At 66.0% G+C, this 17,018-nt stretch carries 15 protein-coding genes and 1 tRNA gene; 9 read left to right on the top strand and 7 right to left on the bottom strand.

The window, feature by feature from the left end; translation table 11 throughout:
- Positions 1–76: 76 nt before the first annotated feature.
- Genes ACLBYA_RS12530 through ACLBYA_RS12515 form a run of 4 tightly spaced genes read left to right on the top strand, consistent with a single transcriptional unit; the run spans position 77 to position 4,293 of the window.
- The gene (locus tag ACLBYA_RS12530) at positions 77–544 is read left to right on the top strand and encodes a GreA/GreB family elongation factor (protein WP_447709732.1); all 468 of its coding nucleotides are present in this window, start codon (positions 77–79) and stop codon (positions 542–544) included.
- 25 nt (positions 545–569) lie between these two features.
- Positions 570–2,102, top strand: coding sequence for a TldD/PmbA family protein (locus ACLBYA_RS12525; RefSeq protein WP_447709731.1), 1,533 nt, complete (start codon positions 570–572; stop codon positions 2,100–2,102).
- Positions 2,099–3,469 (top strand): metallopeptidase TldD-related protein, encoded by a 1,371-nt coding sequence (locus tag ACLBYA_RS12520; protein ID WP_447709730.1) that lies wholly within the window; start codon positions 2,099–2,101, stop codon positions 3,467–3,469. Before ACLBYA_RS12525 ends, ACLBYA_RS12520 begins: the two co-directional genes overlap by 4 nt.
- A 50-nt stretch (positions 3,470–3,519) precedes the next feature.
- The gene (locus tag ACLBYA_RS12515; protein WP_447709900.1) at positions 3,520–4,293 is read left to right on the top strand and encodes a carboxymuconolactone decarboxylase family protein; all 774 of its coding nucleotides are present in this window, start codon (positions 3,520–3,522) and stop codon (positions 4,291–4,293) included.
- Between the two features lie 78 nt (positions 4,294–4,371).
- Here the strand turns inward: ACLBYA_RS12515 and ACLBYA_RS12510 are convergent, their stop codons facing one another.
- On the bottom strand, positions 4,372–4,752 hold the full coding sequence (locus ACLBYA_RS12510) for a phage holin family protein (protein WP_447709729.1): 381 nt from the start codon (positions 4,750–4,752) through the stop codon (positions 4,372–4,374).
- Between the two features lie 68 nt (positions 4,753–4,820).
- Between ACLBYA_RS12510 and ACLBYA_RS12505 the strand changes: the two genes are divergently transcribed.
- A tRNA-Ile gene (locus ACLBYA_RS12505) sits at positions 4,821–4,894 on the top strand.
- A 29-nt stretch (positions 4,895–4,923) separates the two neighbouring features.
- Here the strand turns inward: ACLBYA_RS12505 and ACLBYA_RS12500 are convergent.
- Complete coding sequence (locus tag ACLBYA_RS12500) at positions 4,924–5,280, bottom strand: hypothetical protein (protein ID WP_447709728.1); 357 nt, start codon at positions 5,278–5,280, stop codon at positions 4,924–4,926.
- A 330-nt stretch (positions 5,281–5,610) separates the two neighbouring features.
- Between ACLBYA_RS12500 and ACLBYA_RS12495 the strand changes: the two genes are divergently transcribed.
- The gene (locus tag ACLBYA_RS12495) at positions 5,611–6,057 is read left to right on the top strand and encodes an MmpS family transport accessory protein (RefSeq protein ID WP_447709727.1); all 447 of its coding nucleotides are present in this window, start codon (positions 5,611–5,613) and stop codon (positions 6,055–6,057) included.
- Complete coding sequence (locus ACLBYA_RS12490; protein ID WP_447709726.1) at positions 6,054–8,930, top strand: MMPL/RND family transporter; 2,877 nt, start codon at positions 6,054–6,056, stop codon at positions 8,928–8,930. Before ACLBYA_RS12495 ends, ACLBYA_RS12490 begins: the two co-directional genes overlap by 4 nt.
- Here ACLBYA_RS12490 and ACLBYA_RS12485 read toward each other — a convergent pair.
- Complete coding sequence (locus tag ACLBYA_RS12485) at positions 8,920–9,351, bottom strand: hypothetical protein (RefSeq protein WP_447709899.1); 432 nt, start codon at positions 9,349–9,351, stop codon at positions 8,920–8,922. The two genes, ACLBYA_RS12490 and ACLBYA_RS12485, sit on opposite strands and share 11 nt — an antisense overlap.
- A 91-nt stretch (positions 9,352–9,442) precedes the next feature.
- Between ACLBYA_RS12485 and ACLBYA_RS12480 the strand changes: the two genes are divergently transcribed.
- The gene (locus ACLBYA_RS12480) at positions 9,443–10,522 is read left to right on the top strand and encodes an SGNH/GDSL hydrolase family protein (RefSeq protein ID WP_447709725.1); all 1,080 of its coding nucleotides are present in this window, start codon (positions 9,443–9,445) and stop codon (positions 10,520–10,522) included.
- 7 nt (positions 10,523–10,529) lie between these two features.
- On the opposite strand, the gene ACLBYA_RS12475 is transcribed toward ACLBYA_RS12480, so the two are convergent.
- The 3 genes from ACLBYA_RS12475 to ACLBYA_RS12465 all read right to left on the bottom strand — a co-directional run bounded on the left by ACLBYA_RS12475 (position 10,530) and on the right by ACLBYA_RS12465 (position 15,115).
- Positions 10,530–11,336, bottom strand: a complete 807-nt coding sequence (locus ACLBYA_RS12475; protein ID WP_447709724.1) for an SDR family NAD(P)-dependent oxidoreductase — start codon at positions 11,334–11,336, stop codon at positions 10,530–10,532.
- Between the two features lie 227 nt (positions 11,337–11,563).
- Positions 11,564–11,938: a DUF6319 family protein gene (locus ACLBYA_RS12470; protein WP_447709723.1), complete on the bottom strand. Its 375-nt coding sequence runs from the start codon at positions 11,936–11,938 to the stop codon at positions 11,564–11,566.
- Between the two features lie 300 nt (positions 11,939–12,238).
- Positions 12,239–15,115 carry an MMPL/RND family transporter gene (locus ACLBYA_RS12465; RefSeq protein ID WP_447709722.1) on the bottom strand — a complete coding sequence of 959 codons (2,877 nt, stop codon included), beginning with the start codon at positions 15,113–15,115 and terminating at the stop codon, positions 12,239–12,241.
- Between the two features lie 202 nt (positions 15,116–15,317).
- Between ACLBYA_RS12465 and ACLBYA_RS12460 the strand changes: the two genes are divergently transcribed.
- A complete protein-coding gene (locus ACLBYA_RS12460) occupies positions 15,318–16,196 on the top strand; it encodes a beta-propeller fold lactonase family protein (protein ID WP_447709721.1) in 879 nt (292 codons plus the stop codon).
- Here the strand turns inward: ACLBYA_RS12460 and ACLBYA_RS12455 are convergent.
- On the bottom strand, positions 16,175–16,978 hold the full coding sequence (locus ACLBYA_RS12455; protein WP_447709720.1) for a transglutaminase-like domain-containing protein: 804 nt from the start codon (positions 16,976–16,978) through the stop codon (positions 16,175–16,177). The genes ACLBYA_RS12460 and ACLBYA_RS12455 overlap by 22 nt on opposite strands.
- Positions 16,979–17,018: the final 40 nt, after the last annotated feature.

Genomic DNA, 17,018 nt, shown 5'->3' with positions numbered 1-17,018 from the left:
GCTCTGTTCCCCGTCGTCAGGGGCAGTGCACAAGCCTGCCCCTGACGACAATTCGCACGATCAAGGAGAGTCTTCCATGCATGCCACACCCCCCGTATGGCTCACCCCGGACGCGCACGCGCGACTGCTCGAGGAGTTGGAGGTGCTGCGCAGCTGGTCGCTGACCGGGATCGACGGTGACGACAGCGACGCCGCAGACAGCAATACCGTCGCGGTGCGGCGCGCCCAGCACGGTCGGATCCAGCAGATCCACGACATGCTGGCCGCGGCCGTGGTGGGTGAGGATCCGCCCAATGACGGGATCGCCGAACTCGGCATGGTGCTGACCGTCCGGTTCGAGGGGACCCCGGACGTCGAGACATTCCTGCTCGGGGTGCGTGGTGCCGACTACGGCGATATCGAGGTCTATTCGGTGAAATCGCCGCTCGGCGAGGCGATCAGCGGCGCGTCGGTAGGTGAACGCCGGGAGTACCGGCTGCCCACGGGTGCGACGCAGGTCGTCACGCTGGTGTCCGCCGTGCCGTACGGCCTGCACACCCGCTGACGGCTCGGCCGCTACGGTGGGGGCCGTGACAGCCCACTCGGATTCTTCACGGCAGGTGGACCCGGACTTCCTCGCGCTGCCCCGCCGCGCGCTGGCCGACGCCGCCCTGTCGGCGGCGCTGGCCGCCGGCGCCAGCTATGCCGATCTGCGTATCCACCGGTTGACCACCGAGGTCGTGCAACTGCGCGACGGCGCGCTGGAGACCGCCGAGGTCAGCCGCGAGGTCGGCCTGGCGGTTCGTGTGATCGTGGACGGCACCTGGGGTTTCGCCGCACACGCCGAGCTGGACCCCGATGTCGCCGCGCAGACCGCGCGCCGTGCCGTGCGGGTGGCCACCACGTTGGCGCCCTTGAACGCCGAACGCATCGAACTGGCCGACGAACCCGTCTACGACGACCTGAGCTGGGTGTCGGCCTACCAAATCGACCCGTTCAGCATCCCGGGCGCGGACAAGGTCGCGGTGCTGGCCGACTACTCCGAACGGCTGCTGGCCGCCGACGGTGTGGACCACGTGTCGGCCAGCCTGCAGGCCGTCAAGGAGCAGACTTATTACGCCGACACCTTCGGCACCTCCACCACCCAGCAGCGGGTGCGGGTGCAGCCGGTGCTCGACGCCGTCAGCGTCGACCCGTCGGTCGGTTCGTTCGAGACGATGCGCACCCTGGCGCCGCCGACGGCGCGCGGCTGGGAGGCCGTCGTCGATGACAGCGTGTGGAACTGGACGGCCGAACTGGCCGAACTGCCCGCGCTGCTGGCCGAGAAGGTCAAGGCACCCGGTGTGGTCGCCGGGCCCACCGACCTGGTGATCGACCCGTCCAACCTGTGGCTGACCATCCACGAGTCGATCGGGCACGCCACCGAATACGACCGTGCTATCGGGTACGAGGCCGCGTACGCCGGCACCTCGTTCGCCACCCCGGACAAACTGGGCACCATGCGCTACGGCTCGGCGGTGATGAACGTGACTGCCGACCGCACCGTCGAACACGGCCTGGCCACAGTCGGTTTCGACGACGAGGGGGTGGCCGCGCAGAGCTGGAATCTGGTGCGCGACGGGCTGTTCGTCGGGTACCAACTGGACCGGGTGTTCGCGCCGCGCCTCGGTGAGGCGCGCTCCAACGGGTGCTCCTATGCCGATTCAGCACATCATGTGCCGATCCAGCGGATGGCCAACGTGTCCCTGCAACCTGGGGCCGAGGATCTGTCCACCGCCGACCTGATCGCCCGGGTGTCCGACGGCATCTACATCGTCGGCGACAAGTCATGGTCGATCGATATGCAGCGCTACAACTTTCAGTTCACCGGGCAGCGGTTCTTCCGGATCCGCGACGGCAAACTGGACGGGCAACTGCGTGATGTCGCCTACCAGGCCACCACCACCGACTTCTGGGGATCGATGGAGGCCGTCGGGGGGCTGTCCACCTGGCGCCTGGGTGGGGCCTTCAACTGCGGCAAGGCACAGCCCGGTCAGGTCGCGCCGGTCAGCCACGGATGCCCGTCGGCACTGTTCCGTGGTGTCAATGTCCTGAATATCCAAGCAGAATCGGGTCGCTCATGATCAGCCCGCAGCAGGTTGTCGATCAGGTGCTCGCGGAGGCGGCGCGGCTGGGCCGGGCCGACGAGACCACCGTGATCGTCACCGACCGGGCCACCGCATCGCTGCGCTGGGCCGGTAACTCGATGACCACCAACGGTGAAACCATCGGCCGCAGTACGACGGTCATCTCGGTGGTGCGTCGCGGCGCGTCGGCGCATGTGGGTTCGGTGAGCAGTACCGAGGTGGATCCGGCAGCGCTGAGCGCCCTGGTCGCGGCGTCCCAGGAAGCCGCGGCCGCGGCGCCGGCGGCCACCGACGCCGCCGACCCGCTGCCCGCCGGGCCGGCGCCCGCCGACTGGGATGCCGCGTCGCCGACCACCGGCGCCGATGTGTTCGCCGATGTGGCAACCGGTTTGGTGCGCGGATTTCGGGAGGCCGATCAGCTCTACGGGTTCGCCCGGCACGAGGTGGAGACCACCTACCTGGCCACCTCGGGTGGTGTGCGGCGGCGTTTCACCCAGCCGACCGGCTCGGTGGAGATCAACGCCAAGCGTGGCGGCGCGAGCGCGTGGGCGGGGGTGGGGACCGCTGACTTTGTGGGCGTGTCCACCGATGCGCTGCTCGAGGAATTGTCGTTGCGTCTGGGGTGGGCGTCGCGCACCGTCGACCTGCCGGCCGGCCGTTATGAGACGCTGATGCCGCCGTCGACGGTCGCCGACATGCTGATCTATCTGGGCTGGAGCATGGACGGCCGCGGCGCTCAGGAGGGTCGCTCGGCGTTGTCGGCTCCGGGTGGGACGCGGGTGGGGGAGAAGCTCACCGATCTGGGGTTGACCATGTACTCCGATCCTTTTGCGCCCGGTCAGGAATGCCAGCCGTTCGTCTCGGTGACCAGTTCCTCGGAGCAGGTGTCGGTGTTCGACAACGGGATGGACATCGGCCGGGTGGACTGGCTGCGTGACGGTGTCATCAACGCGCTGTCCTATCCGCGGGCCGCTGCCGCGGAATTCGATGCGCCGGTGGCGGTTCCGGCCGACAACCTGCTGGTGACCGGCGGCAGCGCCTTACTGGCCGACATGATCGCCTCGACCGAGCGTGGGCTGTTGCTGACCACGCTGTGGTACATCAGGACCGTCGATCCGGCGGTGTTGTTGCTGACCGGGCTGACCCGTGATGGGGTGTACCTGATCGAGGACGGTGAGGTGACCGCCGCGGTGAACAACTTCCGGTTCAACGAGAGCCCGCTGGATCTGCTGCGCCGCGCCACCGAGGCCGGGGTCAGTGAGCCGACGCTGCCGCGGGAGTGGGGCGACTGGGCGACCCGGGCGACCATGCCGTCGCTGCGGATTCCCGACTTTCACATGTCCTCGGTGAGTCAGGCGCAATAATCGCGGGTGTGGACTTGCTGACCGGTTTGATCGCGCTGTCCCCGGAGGGTATGGCCCGCCAGAACATGCTGCTGCGCACGGTGTGCGCGCAGGCCCTCGGCTTGGAGCCGCTGGTCTACGAGGATCCGGCGGTGCCTGCGTCGTCGACCGAGGCGGTGCTGGCCGAGTTCGCCGAGCAGTTCGCCACCGACGTCGCTGGGGTGTCGGCCGAGCAGCGGGCGGCGCTGGTGGTGGCTTTTGGAGCCGAGGTGCTGGGTGTGGCGGCGTTGATGTTCATCGCCGATTTCGTGCCGCGGGCGCGGGCGGGGCTGGGTGCGCTGGGCATCGACGTGCCGGACCCGGATGGGTGGGACCACACCACCCATCCCGCCGAAGCGCTGTTGAACAAGTTCACCGGTGCGGTCGGGTCGATGCGTGGGCTGGATCCGCTGACCACCGAGATCATCCGACTGCGTGGCGCGGTGCAGCACAACTGCCGGTTGTGCCGGTCGCTACGGGAGTCGACGGCGCTGGAGGCGGGTGGTTCGGAAACCCTGTACGAGGACATCTCGGTCTATCAGAGTTCGGATCGGCTGACGGACGCACAGAAGGCGGCGCTCGGGTACGTCGATGCGTTGATCTGGACACCGTCAGCGGTCGATGAGGCCGCGGCCGTTGTGCTGGAGCACTTCTCGTTGGAGCAGGCCGTCGAGATCACGCTGGACGTGATGCGCAACGCGACCAACAAGATCGCGGTCGCCCTCGGCGGGGACGAGCCGCGGGTATCCGACGGTGTGGAACTCTACTTGCTGGGCGCCGACGGGATACCCGTCTTCAGCTCGTAGCCTTTGTGCCGAGATTGCACTTATCGGGCAAAAGTGCGAGTGACGGCAACGATATTTGCAATCTGGCGGTGGTCACGCTCAGTTTGTTGTGGCCTTTTTCTTCAAGACCAGCGCCGGCAGCACGAGGGTGGCCAGCGCGGTGACCAGCCAGACGACTACGGTCGCGGCGATCCAGGAGCCGACGCCACGGATGGTGATCCCGCTGGAGAACAGCGAGGCCAGGAAAAGCGCGGCGAAGGTGGAGACCAGGCCGATGCCACCGAGGAAGGCCGAGGCGTAGCGGCTGGCCATCTTGAGGAAGAACGGTGACAGGATGGCCTGGGCGACGGTGAAGATGACCACGGCGGTGATGAATCCGAGCGGGCGCAACGTCATGCCGGAGACCAGCAGTGAGGCCACCAGCAGCCCGATGGCCGAGGACCCCAGGAATACCGCGATGCGCAGCAGGAATCTGATCACGCGGTCAGCGTAGCCGCGTGCAGGTCAGCGCGAGGGTCTGTGCGAACATAGGTGCCGCGCGTTGCGCCGGGGCGGTAGCTCAGTTGGTTAGAGCCGGGGACTCATAATCCCTTGGTCGCGGGTTCGAGCCCCGCCCGCCCCACTTCAGCAGGTCTTTTGAAGATCTCGGAATCATGACTGGTCGCCGTAGCTCCGGACAGCACGCTTGACTGCATCCATGTACTCGGGGCACTGGCCCTCAGCCGACTCCCAGGCGATGTCTGTGGAAGACTCCAGGTCCCATCCAGCGGTCAGGTACTGGTCGATCACTGATCGCACCGCATCGGTGGCCACTCGGCCCGAATCAACGGCCTGGTCGATGGTGACGCAGTTGCGTTGGCCGTTGGCCCAGACTTCCTGCTTCTCATCTGGTGTGTACAGACCGTAGACGTTCTCATATCCGTCCGGCCCCGGGTCCGAGGCAGCCATCGGCGCCTCGGCCAGACCCAGGCCGGCGACTGCTGCCAGCACGACGAAGAGCGTCTTCACGACGCCATTCTCCTATCCAACCAGGCATCCCTGCCTGAAAACATCGGGTTCGACCGGGGGTCCCGGCCGGCGCCCGGGGCGCCGAACGAAGATGGACCTCCAGCGACCGACGGCAGGTGGCCACCGGCGACGATGAGCCGGCCCGCGAGTACAAGTATTGCCCCGAGCCTGTGAGTTTTCTGCTAATCACCTGTGGCCATACGCTTTTCGCCCTTCTGGCTCGGTGTTGTGGAGTCCGGTCCGGTACCGTACCGTCAACCTAATTGATTAGCATTCCTAAAGGGATCGGCGTGCTGCCGGTGCCGGTTGCCAGTTATGAAAGAGTCACGGATGCAACGGGTTTCCATCGGAAACCGCTTGATGCGGCGGTGGACACTGCTGACCGCGGTGCTGGTCATCGCCATCGCCGGTTTTGCCGTGTACCGCCTGCACGGCGTCTTCGCCTCCCAGGATGTCGTCTCGACCCCCAGCGGCGCGGCCGACGAGATCGTGCCGTTCAACCCCAAACACGTGGTCCTCGAGGTCTACGGCCCACCCGGCGCGGCGGCCACCATCACCTACCTGGACGTCGACGCCCAGCCGCAGCGTGCTGACAACGTCACCCTGCCGTGGGCGTACGACGCAACGACCACCCAACCCGCCGTCTTCGTCAACGTCACCGCACAGGTCGACGGCGACTGGATCGGCTGTCGCATCACCATCGACGACGCGGTCAAGGACGAGAGAACCATGAACACTGTCAACGCCTTCACCTATTGCCTGGACAAGTCCGGATGAGCGGCAACCGGATTCCCGATTTCATCCGTCGCTACTCGGTGCTCATCGCGCTGTTCTGGCTCGCCCTGGCCGTCGTCACCAACGTCTTCGTCCCACAACTGGAGACCGTCGCCGAACAGCACAATGTCTCACTGAGCCCGAAGGACGCGCCGTCACTGCAGGCCAGCAAGCAGATCGGCAAGGTGTTCCAGGAGTTCGACTCCGACAGCTCGGCGATGATCGTGCTGGAAGGCGACCAACCGCTGGGCGCCGACGCGCATCACTACTACGACGAGCTGGTCGGCAAGCTCTCGGCGGACACCACGCACGTCCAGCACATCGACAACTTCTGGGGTGACCCGCTGACGGCGGCCGGCTCCCAGAGCGCCGACGGCAGGGCCGCGCTGGTCCAGCTCTACCTGGCCGGTAACCAGGGGGAGTCGCTGGCCAACGAGTCGGTCGATGCGGTCCGCGACATCGTCAACCACACCCCGCCACCCGACGGCCTGAAGGTGTATGTCACCGGCGCCGCACCGTTGGTCACCGACCAGTTCGAAGTAGGCCGCCACGGCACCCTGAAGACCACCCTCATCACCCTCGGCGTCATCGCGGTGATGCTGTTCTGGCTCTATCGACGCCTCACAACGGTCTTCCTGGTCATCTTCACGGTGATGATCGAACTGACGGCCTCGCGTGGTGTGGTCGCCGTGCTGGCCAACGCCGGGATCATCGAGCTGTCGACCTATTCGACCAACCTGCTGACGCTGTTGGTGATCGCCGCCGGCACCGACTACGCGATCTTCCTGCTCGGCCGATTCCACGAAGCGCGGTATGCGGGCCAGGATCGTGTCGCGGCGTACAACACGATGTACCACGGCACCGCACACATCATCCTGGGCTCGGGGCTGACGATCGCCGGCGCGGTCCTGTGCCTGAGCTTCACCCGTCTGCCGTACTTCCAGAGCCTGGGGATCCCGGCCGGCACCGGAGTCCTGGTAGCCGTTGCCGCCGCATTGACCCTGGCGCCCGCGCTGCTCGTGATCGGCCGTCATTTCGGGCTTTTCGAGCCGGCCCGCCCGATGCGCACCCGGGGCTGGCGCCGGATCGGCACGGCGATCGTCCGCTGGCCCGGACCGATCCTGGCGGCGACCGTCGCCGTCGCGCTCATCGGCCTGCTGGCCCTGCCGCAGTACGAGACGAGCTACGACGCCAAGCCCTACCTGCCGGCGAGTGCCCCTGCCAATGTCGGCTATGCGGCTGCGGAGAAACACTTTTCGCAGGCCCGGCTCAATCCCGAACTGCTGATGATCGAAACCGATCACGATCTGCGCAACTCCACCGACATGATCCTGCTGGAACGCGTCGCCAAGGCGGTCTTCCACACCGACGGTATCGCGCAGGTCCAGTCGATCACGCGCCCACTCGGCACGCCGCTGGACCACACCTCCATCCCGTTCCAGATCAGCGCGAGCAGCGCATCGCAGATCAATAACCTGCCCTTCCAGCAGGCACGCGGTGAAGATCTGCTCAAACAGGTTGACGTGATCAACAATTCGATCGACATCCTGCGCCAGCAGTACGCGTTGCAACAGCAGTCCAGCGCCGTCACCGACGCGCAGTCGAAAGCCTTCGAGCAGACGGTGCAGACCGCCGAGGATCTGCGCGACAAGATCGCCAACTTCGACGACCAGTTCCGGCCGCTGCGCAATTACTTCTATTGGGAACCGCACTGTTTCGACATACCGATGTGCGCGGCGATCCGGTCCTTGTTCGACGCGCTCGACGGTGTCGATGCGTTGACCGATCAGCTGGACAGTGTGTCGAGCAGTATCGCCGAACTCGATGCGCTGCAACCGAAGTTGCTGGCGCTCATCCCGCCGCAGATCGAGAGCCAGGAAACCAACCGGGACCTGACGATGACCAACTACGCCACCACGTCCGGTCTGAACGACCAGGCGGCCGCGGCGTTGGAGAATGCCACCGCACTCGGGCAGGCGTATGACGCCTCCAAGACCGACGACTCGTTCTACCTGCCGCCGGAAGCTTTCACCAACCCCGAATTCGTGCGAGGGATGAAGCTGTTCATGTCACCGGACGGCGAGGCCGCCCGCATGATCATCACCCACGAGGGTGATCCCGCCACCCCCGAGGGCATTTCGCATATCGAGGCGATCCGGCACGCCGCGCAGGAAGCCGTCAAGGGCACTCCGCTGGCCGGATCGAAGATCTACCTCGCGGGAACAGCCGCGACCTACAAGGACATTCAGGACGGGGCCAAGTACGACCTGATGATCGCGGCGATCGCCGCACTCTCGTTGATCCTTCTGGTGATGGTGTTCATCACCCGCAGCATTGTCGCCGCACTGGTGATCGTGGGCACCGTGGCGCTGTCGCTGGGCGCGTCGTTCGGTCTGTCGGTCCTGATCTGGCAGGACATCCTGGGCACCGAGTTGTTCTGGATCGTGTTGGCACTGGCCGTGATCCTGCTGCTCGCGGTGGGCTCGGACTACAACCTACTGTTGATATCCCGGTTCAAAGAGGAGATCGACGCGGGCCTGAACACCGGCATCATCCGCGCGATGGGTGGGTCCGGTGCGGTGGTGACAGCGGCCGGTCTGGTGTTCGCGGCGACCATGGCGTCCTTCGTCTTCGCCGATCTGAAGATTCTCGGTCAGATCGGCACGACGATCGCCCTGGGCTTGCTGTTCGACACGCTGATCGTGCGGTCGTTCATGACGCCGGCGATCGCGGCGCTGCTCGGGCGGTGGTTCTGGTGGCCACTGCGCGTGCGGCAACGGCCGGCCAGCGCGATGTTGCAGCCCTACGGTTCTCGCGCCTCGGTGCGTCAGCTACTGCTGTGGGAGGACGACGACGCGGAGGCGCCTAAGAAGTAACGCTGATGCCGTCGAGCTTGCCCTGCAGGCGAGCGACGCGGCGCAGTTGGGCGGCCATGTTCATCGATGTCAGCATGGGGATGCCGCCGATGAAGGTGCGAAACGACGGGTTGCCGCCGTGCACGTGCAGTTCATACAGGCAGCCGACCACATAGAAGAAGCCCATGCAGAACAGCGTCGCCGGGATGGCGAGCGCTAGGGGCGAGCGTGCGTCGTCGACCAGTTCGCGGGCGTAGTCGTACTCGTCCTGGGTGATCGGCTCGCGTTTGCGCACCTTGGCCAGCACCGCCTTGTGGGCACCGACCTGTTCGCCCATCGGGTGCGGGGTCCGGTTCTCCAGTCGGGTGATGTAGATGAAGACGCAGGTGGCGAACACCGCCGCCATGATGCCGTCGAGGATGGTCAGCTCGCCCCAGATCATCATTGCCCTCCTGCAGTCCGAAATGGGAGAAGGTTACCTAAGCTAACTGTGTATTGGCTGGATGTTTTCGGAGCGTGGATACGATTGAGCCATGGCCCGCTGCATCCTCGGTCTCGCCGCGGCCGTGGCCATCCTGGCGGGGTGCGGCGGAACGCCTGCGGATCCACCGGCCTCAACGACATCGGCAGCCGCGCCGGCGAGTGCACAAGACACCCCGCAGCTGCCACGTTGGAGCGCGGCGGTCGCCGACGCCGACGTGCGTAATCCGCGGCTTCTGGTGGTGGGGGACTCGGCGTCCTCGGCGGGGTACTCCTGGCAGCATCAGCTCGCCGGGCACCGATACTTCTCGCCGCAACAGAGTTCCGTCGCCGACTCCGCACTGGACACCCAGTTCGTCAACACGCTGTCACCAGGCCAGGAAACCAGGTTCAACGAGCTCGGCCATATCACCGATATCGATCTGTTGATCGCACCGGATTCGCCGGCGGTCGGCGAGTACCGGTACGACGAAGGGCCATGGAAGCCGTGGGCGACCGGAGATGTCTGGTCGGACATGTACCCGGAGTCGGCGCCGGTCAACAGCTTTCGGATCGATGACATGAACGGTGCCAAGGCGTTGACCGTCCGCAACCTCGGCGCCGGAGGTTCGGTCGAGTGGTACGGCTTCACTGCCCAGGTCAGTGACCGCAAGCTCGACGTGATGTCACTCGCCGCGAACGGTGTCACCTCGCAATGGTGGGCCGACTTGATCACCGGTCCCACCGATACCGCCGACGGTCGGGCGACCGCCGCGCCGCGTGCGCTTGCCGCAGGCTTCAACCCTGACCTGATCGTGATCGCCCTGGGCGCAAACGATCTGGATGATGCCACCCTGATCGACGATGTCGACGACAACCTGGTGCGCCTGATCGAGACCTGGCGCTCCCTGCTGCCGAATGCCGACATCGCCCTGCAGACGTACTGGCAGCCCAACTGGTCTCCGGTGCGTGAACAGGTATTGGCAACGGCCGCAGCGCAGAACGTCGCGCTGCTGGACTGGTGGCCGAGCATCTCACCACGCTCGGCCAGCCCGTCGCAATTTCACGACGAGTACCACATGAACGAAGAAGGGCATCGCGCGCTCGCGCAGATCGCCGCGCGCGAGTTGGACATCGAGCGCCTGACGCAGTGACAAAGGCTCAGTCCTTGCCGAGCCCCTTCGCCTGGAACCGTCCGATCGACGACACCGCCCGCCGCCGCGTCATCAACCGGGTCTGCGCCAGCAGGAACACCCGATTCGGCAGGCTCGGCACCAACATGTGCTTGCGTCCGACGGCCTTGAACACCCGGCGTACCACCGCATGCGGTTCCGAGATCAGCCACTGCGGGTATCTGTCGAAGGTATCGCCCTGGGTGTTCATCAGCCCGCCCAGCATCACCAGCACGTCGATGCCGCTGTCGAGCAGTTCGAACCAGAGTGCCTCGCCCAGGCAGATCTGAAATGCCTTGTTGGCTCCGTAAGCACCGGTGAACGGGCTCGACGTCAGGCCCACGCCGGAGGACACCAGAATGATCGATCCCCGGGCCCGCGACCGCATCTGATTGCCGAATACGTGCACCAGGTCGGTGTAGCCGCGGGCATTGATCTCGATCATCCTGCGATGCACATCGAGGGGCATGTCCAGGATGCGTGGTGTATCCGGTGGGGTGAACATGTGGTTGCACACCAGCACGTCGACATCGACGCCGTCGGCGGCGGCCTCGATCTGCCGAATCGAGTTGGGGTCGGCAATATCGCACGGCACGGGCCGCACGTCGATCCCGAATTCGGCACGCAGCTCGTCCGCGCGAGCCTCCAACTCCTCGCCGAGGATGTCGACGATGATCAGGTTCAGACCCTCGGCGGCGAGCTGGCGCGCGAACGCGTATCCCAGTCCTACCTCGCGGGCCGCGCCGGTGACCAGCGCCCAGCCGCCGCGGTACTCGGCGACACGCGACCGTCGCACCGGCTTAAGGCGTGTGCGGTGTTCGGGTGTGCGGACCATTCAAAGCCTTATCGCCGAGCGGGAAGCGTTCGACTTAGGAGTGTGATCGTTCCGCGCTGCCGCCGACCCGGTTTCGCGAGGATTCGCCATCGGGCCTGCAACATCGCTCAGGCGTGACGGACCGCGTCTTGTCCCGAGACACGCCGCAGTGAGTGACCGCTTGGGGTCGCTCGCGGGAGAGCTGGGCGTCAGTCCAAGCCGGCCAGTGCCGCCCGCGCGGCCTGCAGCTCGGCTTCCAGCGCGGCGACCCGGGCTGCCTGCACGGAGCGGGCTTCGTCGATGATCGCGTCGATCGGGTTGGCCAGGTCATCGTGCAGTTCCTTGGCTGCCCGGGATACCGCGGCGGCGGCGACCGCGATATCGCGGGCCAGGTAGCTGCTGCCCTGCTTGAGCTCGGCATGCCAGTCACCGTCGGCGGTGCCGGTGACCGTCAGGGTCAGCTCGATGGTCTTGGATTTCTTGCCGGCGGCCCGCTTGACCGGTGCCTTCTTCGGGGTGTCCGCGGTCGCGGTGTCCTCGACGGCCGGCGTCGCGGTATCGGCGGTGAGCGTATCGAAAGTCATTGGTACGGTGTATCCCTCCGGTAACACCCGCGGTCGGCGGGCACTACCGATTAGAACACACGTTCGACACGATCGGGAATGCGGCGCGCCCACCAACCCCGCCGCGCCCACCAGTCCTGCGCCCGTCCATCGCGCCAGGCAGGCGGTCCACCCGTCCCGGTCCGCCGATGGTCCGCTCCACGGATGCGCGGATGTAGCGTCACCCCGCGGGCGGTATGCGGAGGCGTCGATGGGGCGCCGTTGAGTATTTGCTACGGATGTTTCGGGTGAGGCCGGAGTCGCACGATACCCCTCATGGGGTCAGACGGAGGCCGGTTCCTGTGGCTTTGCCGGCGGGACGAAGCGAGCCGGACGTTGGCGGACCAACTGCGGCCACCAGAACCACTTGCCCAGCAGTCCCGCGATGGCCGGCGTCATGAACGACCGGATCACCAGGGTGTCGAACAGCAGGCCGAGCCCGATCGTCGTACCCACCTGGGCTACCACGACCATCTCGCTGACGAACATCGACATCATCGTGAACGCGAACACCAGGCCCGCTGCCGTCACCACCGAACCGGTGCCGCCCATGGCGCGGATGATGCCGGTGTTCAGCCCGGCATCGATCTCCTCTTTCATCCGGGCAACCAACAGCAGGTTGTAATCCGCACCGACTGCCAGCAGCACGATCACCGCCATCGCCATCACCATGAAGTACAGCTCGACGCCCAGGATGTGTTGCCAGATGAGGATCGACAGACCGAACGATGCGCCGAGGGACACCACCACCGTGCCGACGATGACGGCCGAGGCCACCAGGCTGCGGGTGATGAGCAACATGATGATGAAGATCAGGCTCAACGCGGCGACGCCGGCGATGATCAGGTCGTAGTTGTTGCCCTCCTGCATGTCCTTGAACGCCGAGGCGGTACCGGCCATGTAGATCTTGGAGCCCTCCAGCGGGGTGCCCTTGATGGACTCCTTGGCGGCGGTCTTGATCTGGTCGATCAGCTGGATGCCGTCGGGTGTCAGCGGGTCATTGGCGTGAGAGATGATGAACCGCACCGATTTTCCGTCGGGGGAGATGAAGCTCTCCATCCCACGTTTGAAATCCTCGTTGTTGAAGATGTCCGGCGGCAGATAGAACGTGTCGTCGTTCTTGGAGTCGTTGAAGGCGTCACCCATCGCGCTCTGGTTGGCCTGCATCTCCATGCCCTGATCCTGGATGCCCTTCTGGGTCTGGTACATCCGCAGGATCATGTCGCGCGAGGACTCCATCGACGCGATCTGGGCGGGCATGACCGACAGCATCTCCGGCATCAGTGCGGCCATCCGGTTCAGGTCGGGCAGCACCTCTTCGAACTGGGTCGTCAGCCTGTCAGTGCCGTCGAGTGCATCGAACACCGATCGCATGGACCAGCAGATCGGGATGTTGTAACAGTGCGGTTCCCAGTAGAAGTAGTTCCGGATCGGCCGGAAGAAATCGTCGAAATTGGAGATGTTGTCCCGCAATTCGGCGATATCGACGGCCATCTCGTTGCTCTTGCCGACCAGACTCTGCGTGGTGGCGCTCATCTCCGTCATCAACGCGACCATGTTGTTCATGGTGTCGATGGTCGACTGCATATCGTCGGCCTGGGCCAGCATATTGGCGAACATGTCCTCCATGTACGCCTGATTCATCTGCTGGCTGGAACCGCTCATGCTCATCTGCGCTGGGATGGTGCTGAACTCCAGCGGCTCGCCCTGCGGCCGGGTGATCGCCTGCACATTGCCCACCCCGGGCACCCGGAAGATGCCCTTGGCGATCTTGTCGATGACCAGGAAGTCAGCCGGGTTGCGCAGGTCGCGGTCGGTCTCGACCAGCAGCACCTCGGGGTTCATCCGGGCCACCGAGAAATGCCGCTCGGCGGCGGCGAAGCCCTCCTGGGCCGGCAGATTCTGCGGCAGGTAGTTGCGGTCGTTGTAGTTGGTCCGGTAGCCGGGCAGCGCCAGCAGGCCGATCAGCGACAGCGCGACGGTGGCGAACAGCACCGGCCCCGGCCACCGCACGATCACCGCGGCGACCCGGCGCCAGCTGCGAATCCGCATCGCGCGCTTGGGTTCCAGCAGTTTGCGGTAGCGGCTGGCGACCGTCACGATCGCCGGACCCAGGGTCAGCGCGGTCAACACCACGGTCACCATGCCGAAGGCCATCGGGATGCCGAGGGTCTGGAAGTACGGCAACCGGGTGAAGTGCAGGCACAGCATGGCGCCCGCGATCGTCATACCCGAGCCCAGCACCACATGCGCGGTGCCGTGGAACATCGTGTAGTAGGCCGACTCCCGGTCCTCGCCGACCGATCTGGCCTCCTGATAACGACCTATCAGGAAGATCGCGTAGTCGGTGGCCGAGGCCACCGCCAGCGTCACCAACATCTGGGTGGCGAAGGTGGAGAGGCCGATCAGCTCGTGATAGCCGAGGAACGCCACCACACCGCGCGCCGAGGACAGGCTGAGCACCACCATCACCAACACCAGCAGGGTGGTCAGGATGGACCGGTACACCAGCAGCAGCATCGTGATGATCACGATGAAGATGACGCTCTCGATCACCTGGACACTGCGGTCACCGGCGATCTGCTGATCGGCCACCAACGCCGATCCGCCGGTGACGTAGACCTTGATACCCGGTGGCGGCGGCACCGCGTCGACGATCTGTTTGGCCGCCTCCACCGACTCGTTGGACAGTGCCTCGCCCATGTTGCCGGCGAGGAACACCTGCACATAGGCGGCCTTGCCGTCGGCGCTCTGGGCGCCGGCCTCGGTCAGCGGATCGCCCCAGAAGTCCTGGACGTGTTCGACGTGGGCGGTATCGGCCTCGAGTCGGTCGACCAGGTCGTTGTAGAAGTAGTGCGCGTCGGCGCCGAGCTTCTCCTCGCCCTCCAACACGATCATGATCTGGCTGTCGGAGTGGTACTCGTCGAACACCTGGCCGATGCGCTTGCTGGCGATCACCGACGGCGCATAGTCCGGGCTCATCGACACCGAACGCATCTGGCCGACGGTTTCCAGTGGCGGCACCGTCAGGGTCAGCAACGCGACCACCGCGATCCAGCCCACGATGATCAAGATCGCGAACTTGCGGATGAACTTGGCTATACCGCCGCGGTGCTGCTCCTGGGGAGTGACGACCGTCGCCGCTGAAGAGTCGGGCACGCCGGTCTCTCCTCCTGGTCTGTTAGAGGTGCTTTGTTCCTACCAGATTTGCGCCCGCAATGGCAGGACAGGCTGTCCTTGCAGGTCGCGGTGTGAGCGCCATCTCGCCCACGGTGTCGTGCCGAATACAGGTAGTCGACTACTCGCGACTGCTTGCCGGGGCGCGGGCAGAGTGCGGTGGAAGCCTTCGACGGGAGACCACATGTTCAACGTTGTGCACACGATCGCGGTGGGCAGCCATCCGTTCGATCTCGCGGTCGGTCCGCGCGGGGACCGGCTGTACGTGGCCAACGTCAACAGCGCCGACGTGTCGGTGGTCGCCACCGCGGCGCACGCGTCCGTCGGCACGGTCACCGTCGATTCGGATCCGGCCGCGCTCGCCGTGCATCCCGACGGCGACCGGTTGTACGTCGCACGCAGCGGTGAGGGCGCGGTCACCGTGCTGGACACCGACTCGCTGCGCGTCATCGCCGAGGTCGCGCAGCCGCGGCCGCGGTCGGTGGCCATCAGCCCGGCCGGCGACCGGCTGTACGTGGTGTGTGACAGCACCCGTCAGTTGACGGTGTACGACACCGCCACGATGGGCGTGGTGACAGCAGTGGACTTCCATGCCACCCCGCAATGGGTCGCCGTCGACCCGGTGGGTGGGCGCATCTATGTCACCGACACGTCCGGGGTCACCGTGCTGGACGCGGCCACCGCCGAGGTCACCGCGGTGCTCGCGGTGGGAGGGGAATCATCGGCGGTGGCCGTCAGTCCGGACGGCACGGCCGTCTACGTCGCCGGTGACGGTGTGGTGACGTTCATCGACGCGGCCGCCCTACGGATCACCGGCACCGTCGAGGTGGGACGCGGCCCGCTGCGGCTCGCGGTCGACGCGGGCGGCGCCCGTGTTTATGTGGCCGGCCGTGACGACGACACGGTGTGGGCACTGGACGCGCACAGCCACACCGTCGCCGCGACGGTCAGTGTCGCCGCGCCGACGGCTATCGCCGTCGGCCCAGATAACGGCACCGTCTACGTGAGCACCGGACGACGCAACGCGGTCAGTGTGCTCGGTCAGTGCAGCGTGGCGAGCTGATCCACGGCGTCGGTGGGTAGTACCCCCTCGGTGATCGCACTGACCGACAGCAGGGTCAGCGCGATGGCGCCATTGTGATTGTCCAGGAACGCGGTGTCGGCGGCATCCCGTCCGGTCGCGATGCGCACCAGGCTGTCGCGCGGCGCGAGCAGGGTCGCATCGACCACCCGCCACTGCCCGTCGACGAACGCCTCGGCCACCGCGTGGAAATCCATCGGGAACAATCCCGGCGCATATACCGACACCAACCGGGCCGGCACCTTGACCGCCCGCAGCAGTGCCACCACCAGGTGCGCGTAGTCCCGGCACACGCCGGCGCCAGCCAGCATGGTGTCCACCGCCCCGTCGATGGGATCGCTGGAACCCGGCACGTACTGCAGTCGGCGGCCCACCCAGGCCGCGACGCCGGCCAGCAGGGCGGCCGGGTCCGACAGGTCTCCGAATTCGGTTGCCGCGAAACCGAGCAGCTTGTCCGATTCGGCATATCGGCTGGGCCGCAGGTACATCGACAGGTCATATTCGGTGACCGGAGGGGGATCGGCGTAGCCGAGCACGGTGGCCGCGTACTCGACCCGTAGGTGGCCGACACCGGCGTCGAACTTGTGGATCCGATTACCGTGGGTCCCGCTGATCGCCAGCGGTTGCACGGGTTCCCCGTCGAGGGTGAAGGTCAATGACTCGTACACCTCGGCACCCGGGTGCGGGGCCACCGCGATCTGGAATTCCAGCGTGGTGGGTGCGGCGATGTCGACCTCGAGCTGGGCACCGACTTCCCGCTTCATGCCCCAGATCATCCGTCAGCCGGGCCGAACGTGCGACCCG

This window comes from Mycobacterium sp. C31M, assembly GCF_053345865.1.
This window is presented reverse-complemented; position numbering and strand designations above follow the sequence as displayed.

Coding starts and splice junctions, on each gene's coding strand:
- ACLBYA_RS12480 (WP_447709725.1), top strand. CDS start 9,443: ATGGCCCGCTGCATCCTCGGTCTCGCCGCGGCCGTGGCCATCCTGGCG.
- ACLBYA_RS12455 (WP_447709720.1), bottom strand. CDS start 16,978: ATGAAGCGGGAAGTCGGTGCCCAGCTCGAGGTCGACATCGCCGCACCC.
- ACLBYA_RS12495 (WP_447709727.1), top strand. CDS start 5,611: ATGCAACGGGTTTCCATCGGAAACCGCTTGATGCGGCGGTGGACACTG.
- ACLBYA_RS12520 (WP_447709730.1), top strand. CDS start 2,099: ATGATCAGCCCGCAGCAGGTTGTCGATCAGGTGCTCGCGGAGGCGGCG.
- ACLBYA_RS12460 (WP_447709721.1), top strand. CDS start 15,318: ATGTTCAACGTTGTGCACACGATCGCGGTGGGCAGCCATCCGTTCGAT.
- ACLBYA_RS12490 (WP_447709726.1), top strand. CDS start 6,054: ATGAGCGGCAACCGGATTCCCGATTTCATCCGTCGCTACTCGGTGCTC.
- ACLBYA_RS12470 (WP_447709723.1), bottom strand. CDS start 11,938: ATGACTTTCGATACGCTCACCGCCGATACCGCGACGCCGGCCGTCGAG.
- ACLBYA_RS12485 (WP_447709899.1), bottom strand. CDS start 9,351: ATGATCTGGGGCGAGCTGACCATCCTCGACGGCATCATGGCGGCGGTG.
- ACLBYA_RS12530 (WP_447709732.1), top strand. CDS start 77: ATGCATGCCACACCCCCCGTATGGCTCACCCCGGACGCGCACGCGCGA.
- ACLBYA_RS12515 (WP_447709900.1), top strand. CDS start 3,520: ATGGCCCGCCAGAACATGCTGCTGCGCACGGTGTGCGCGCAGGCCCTC.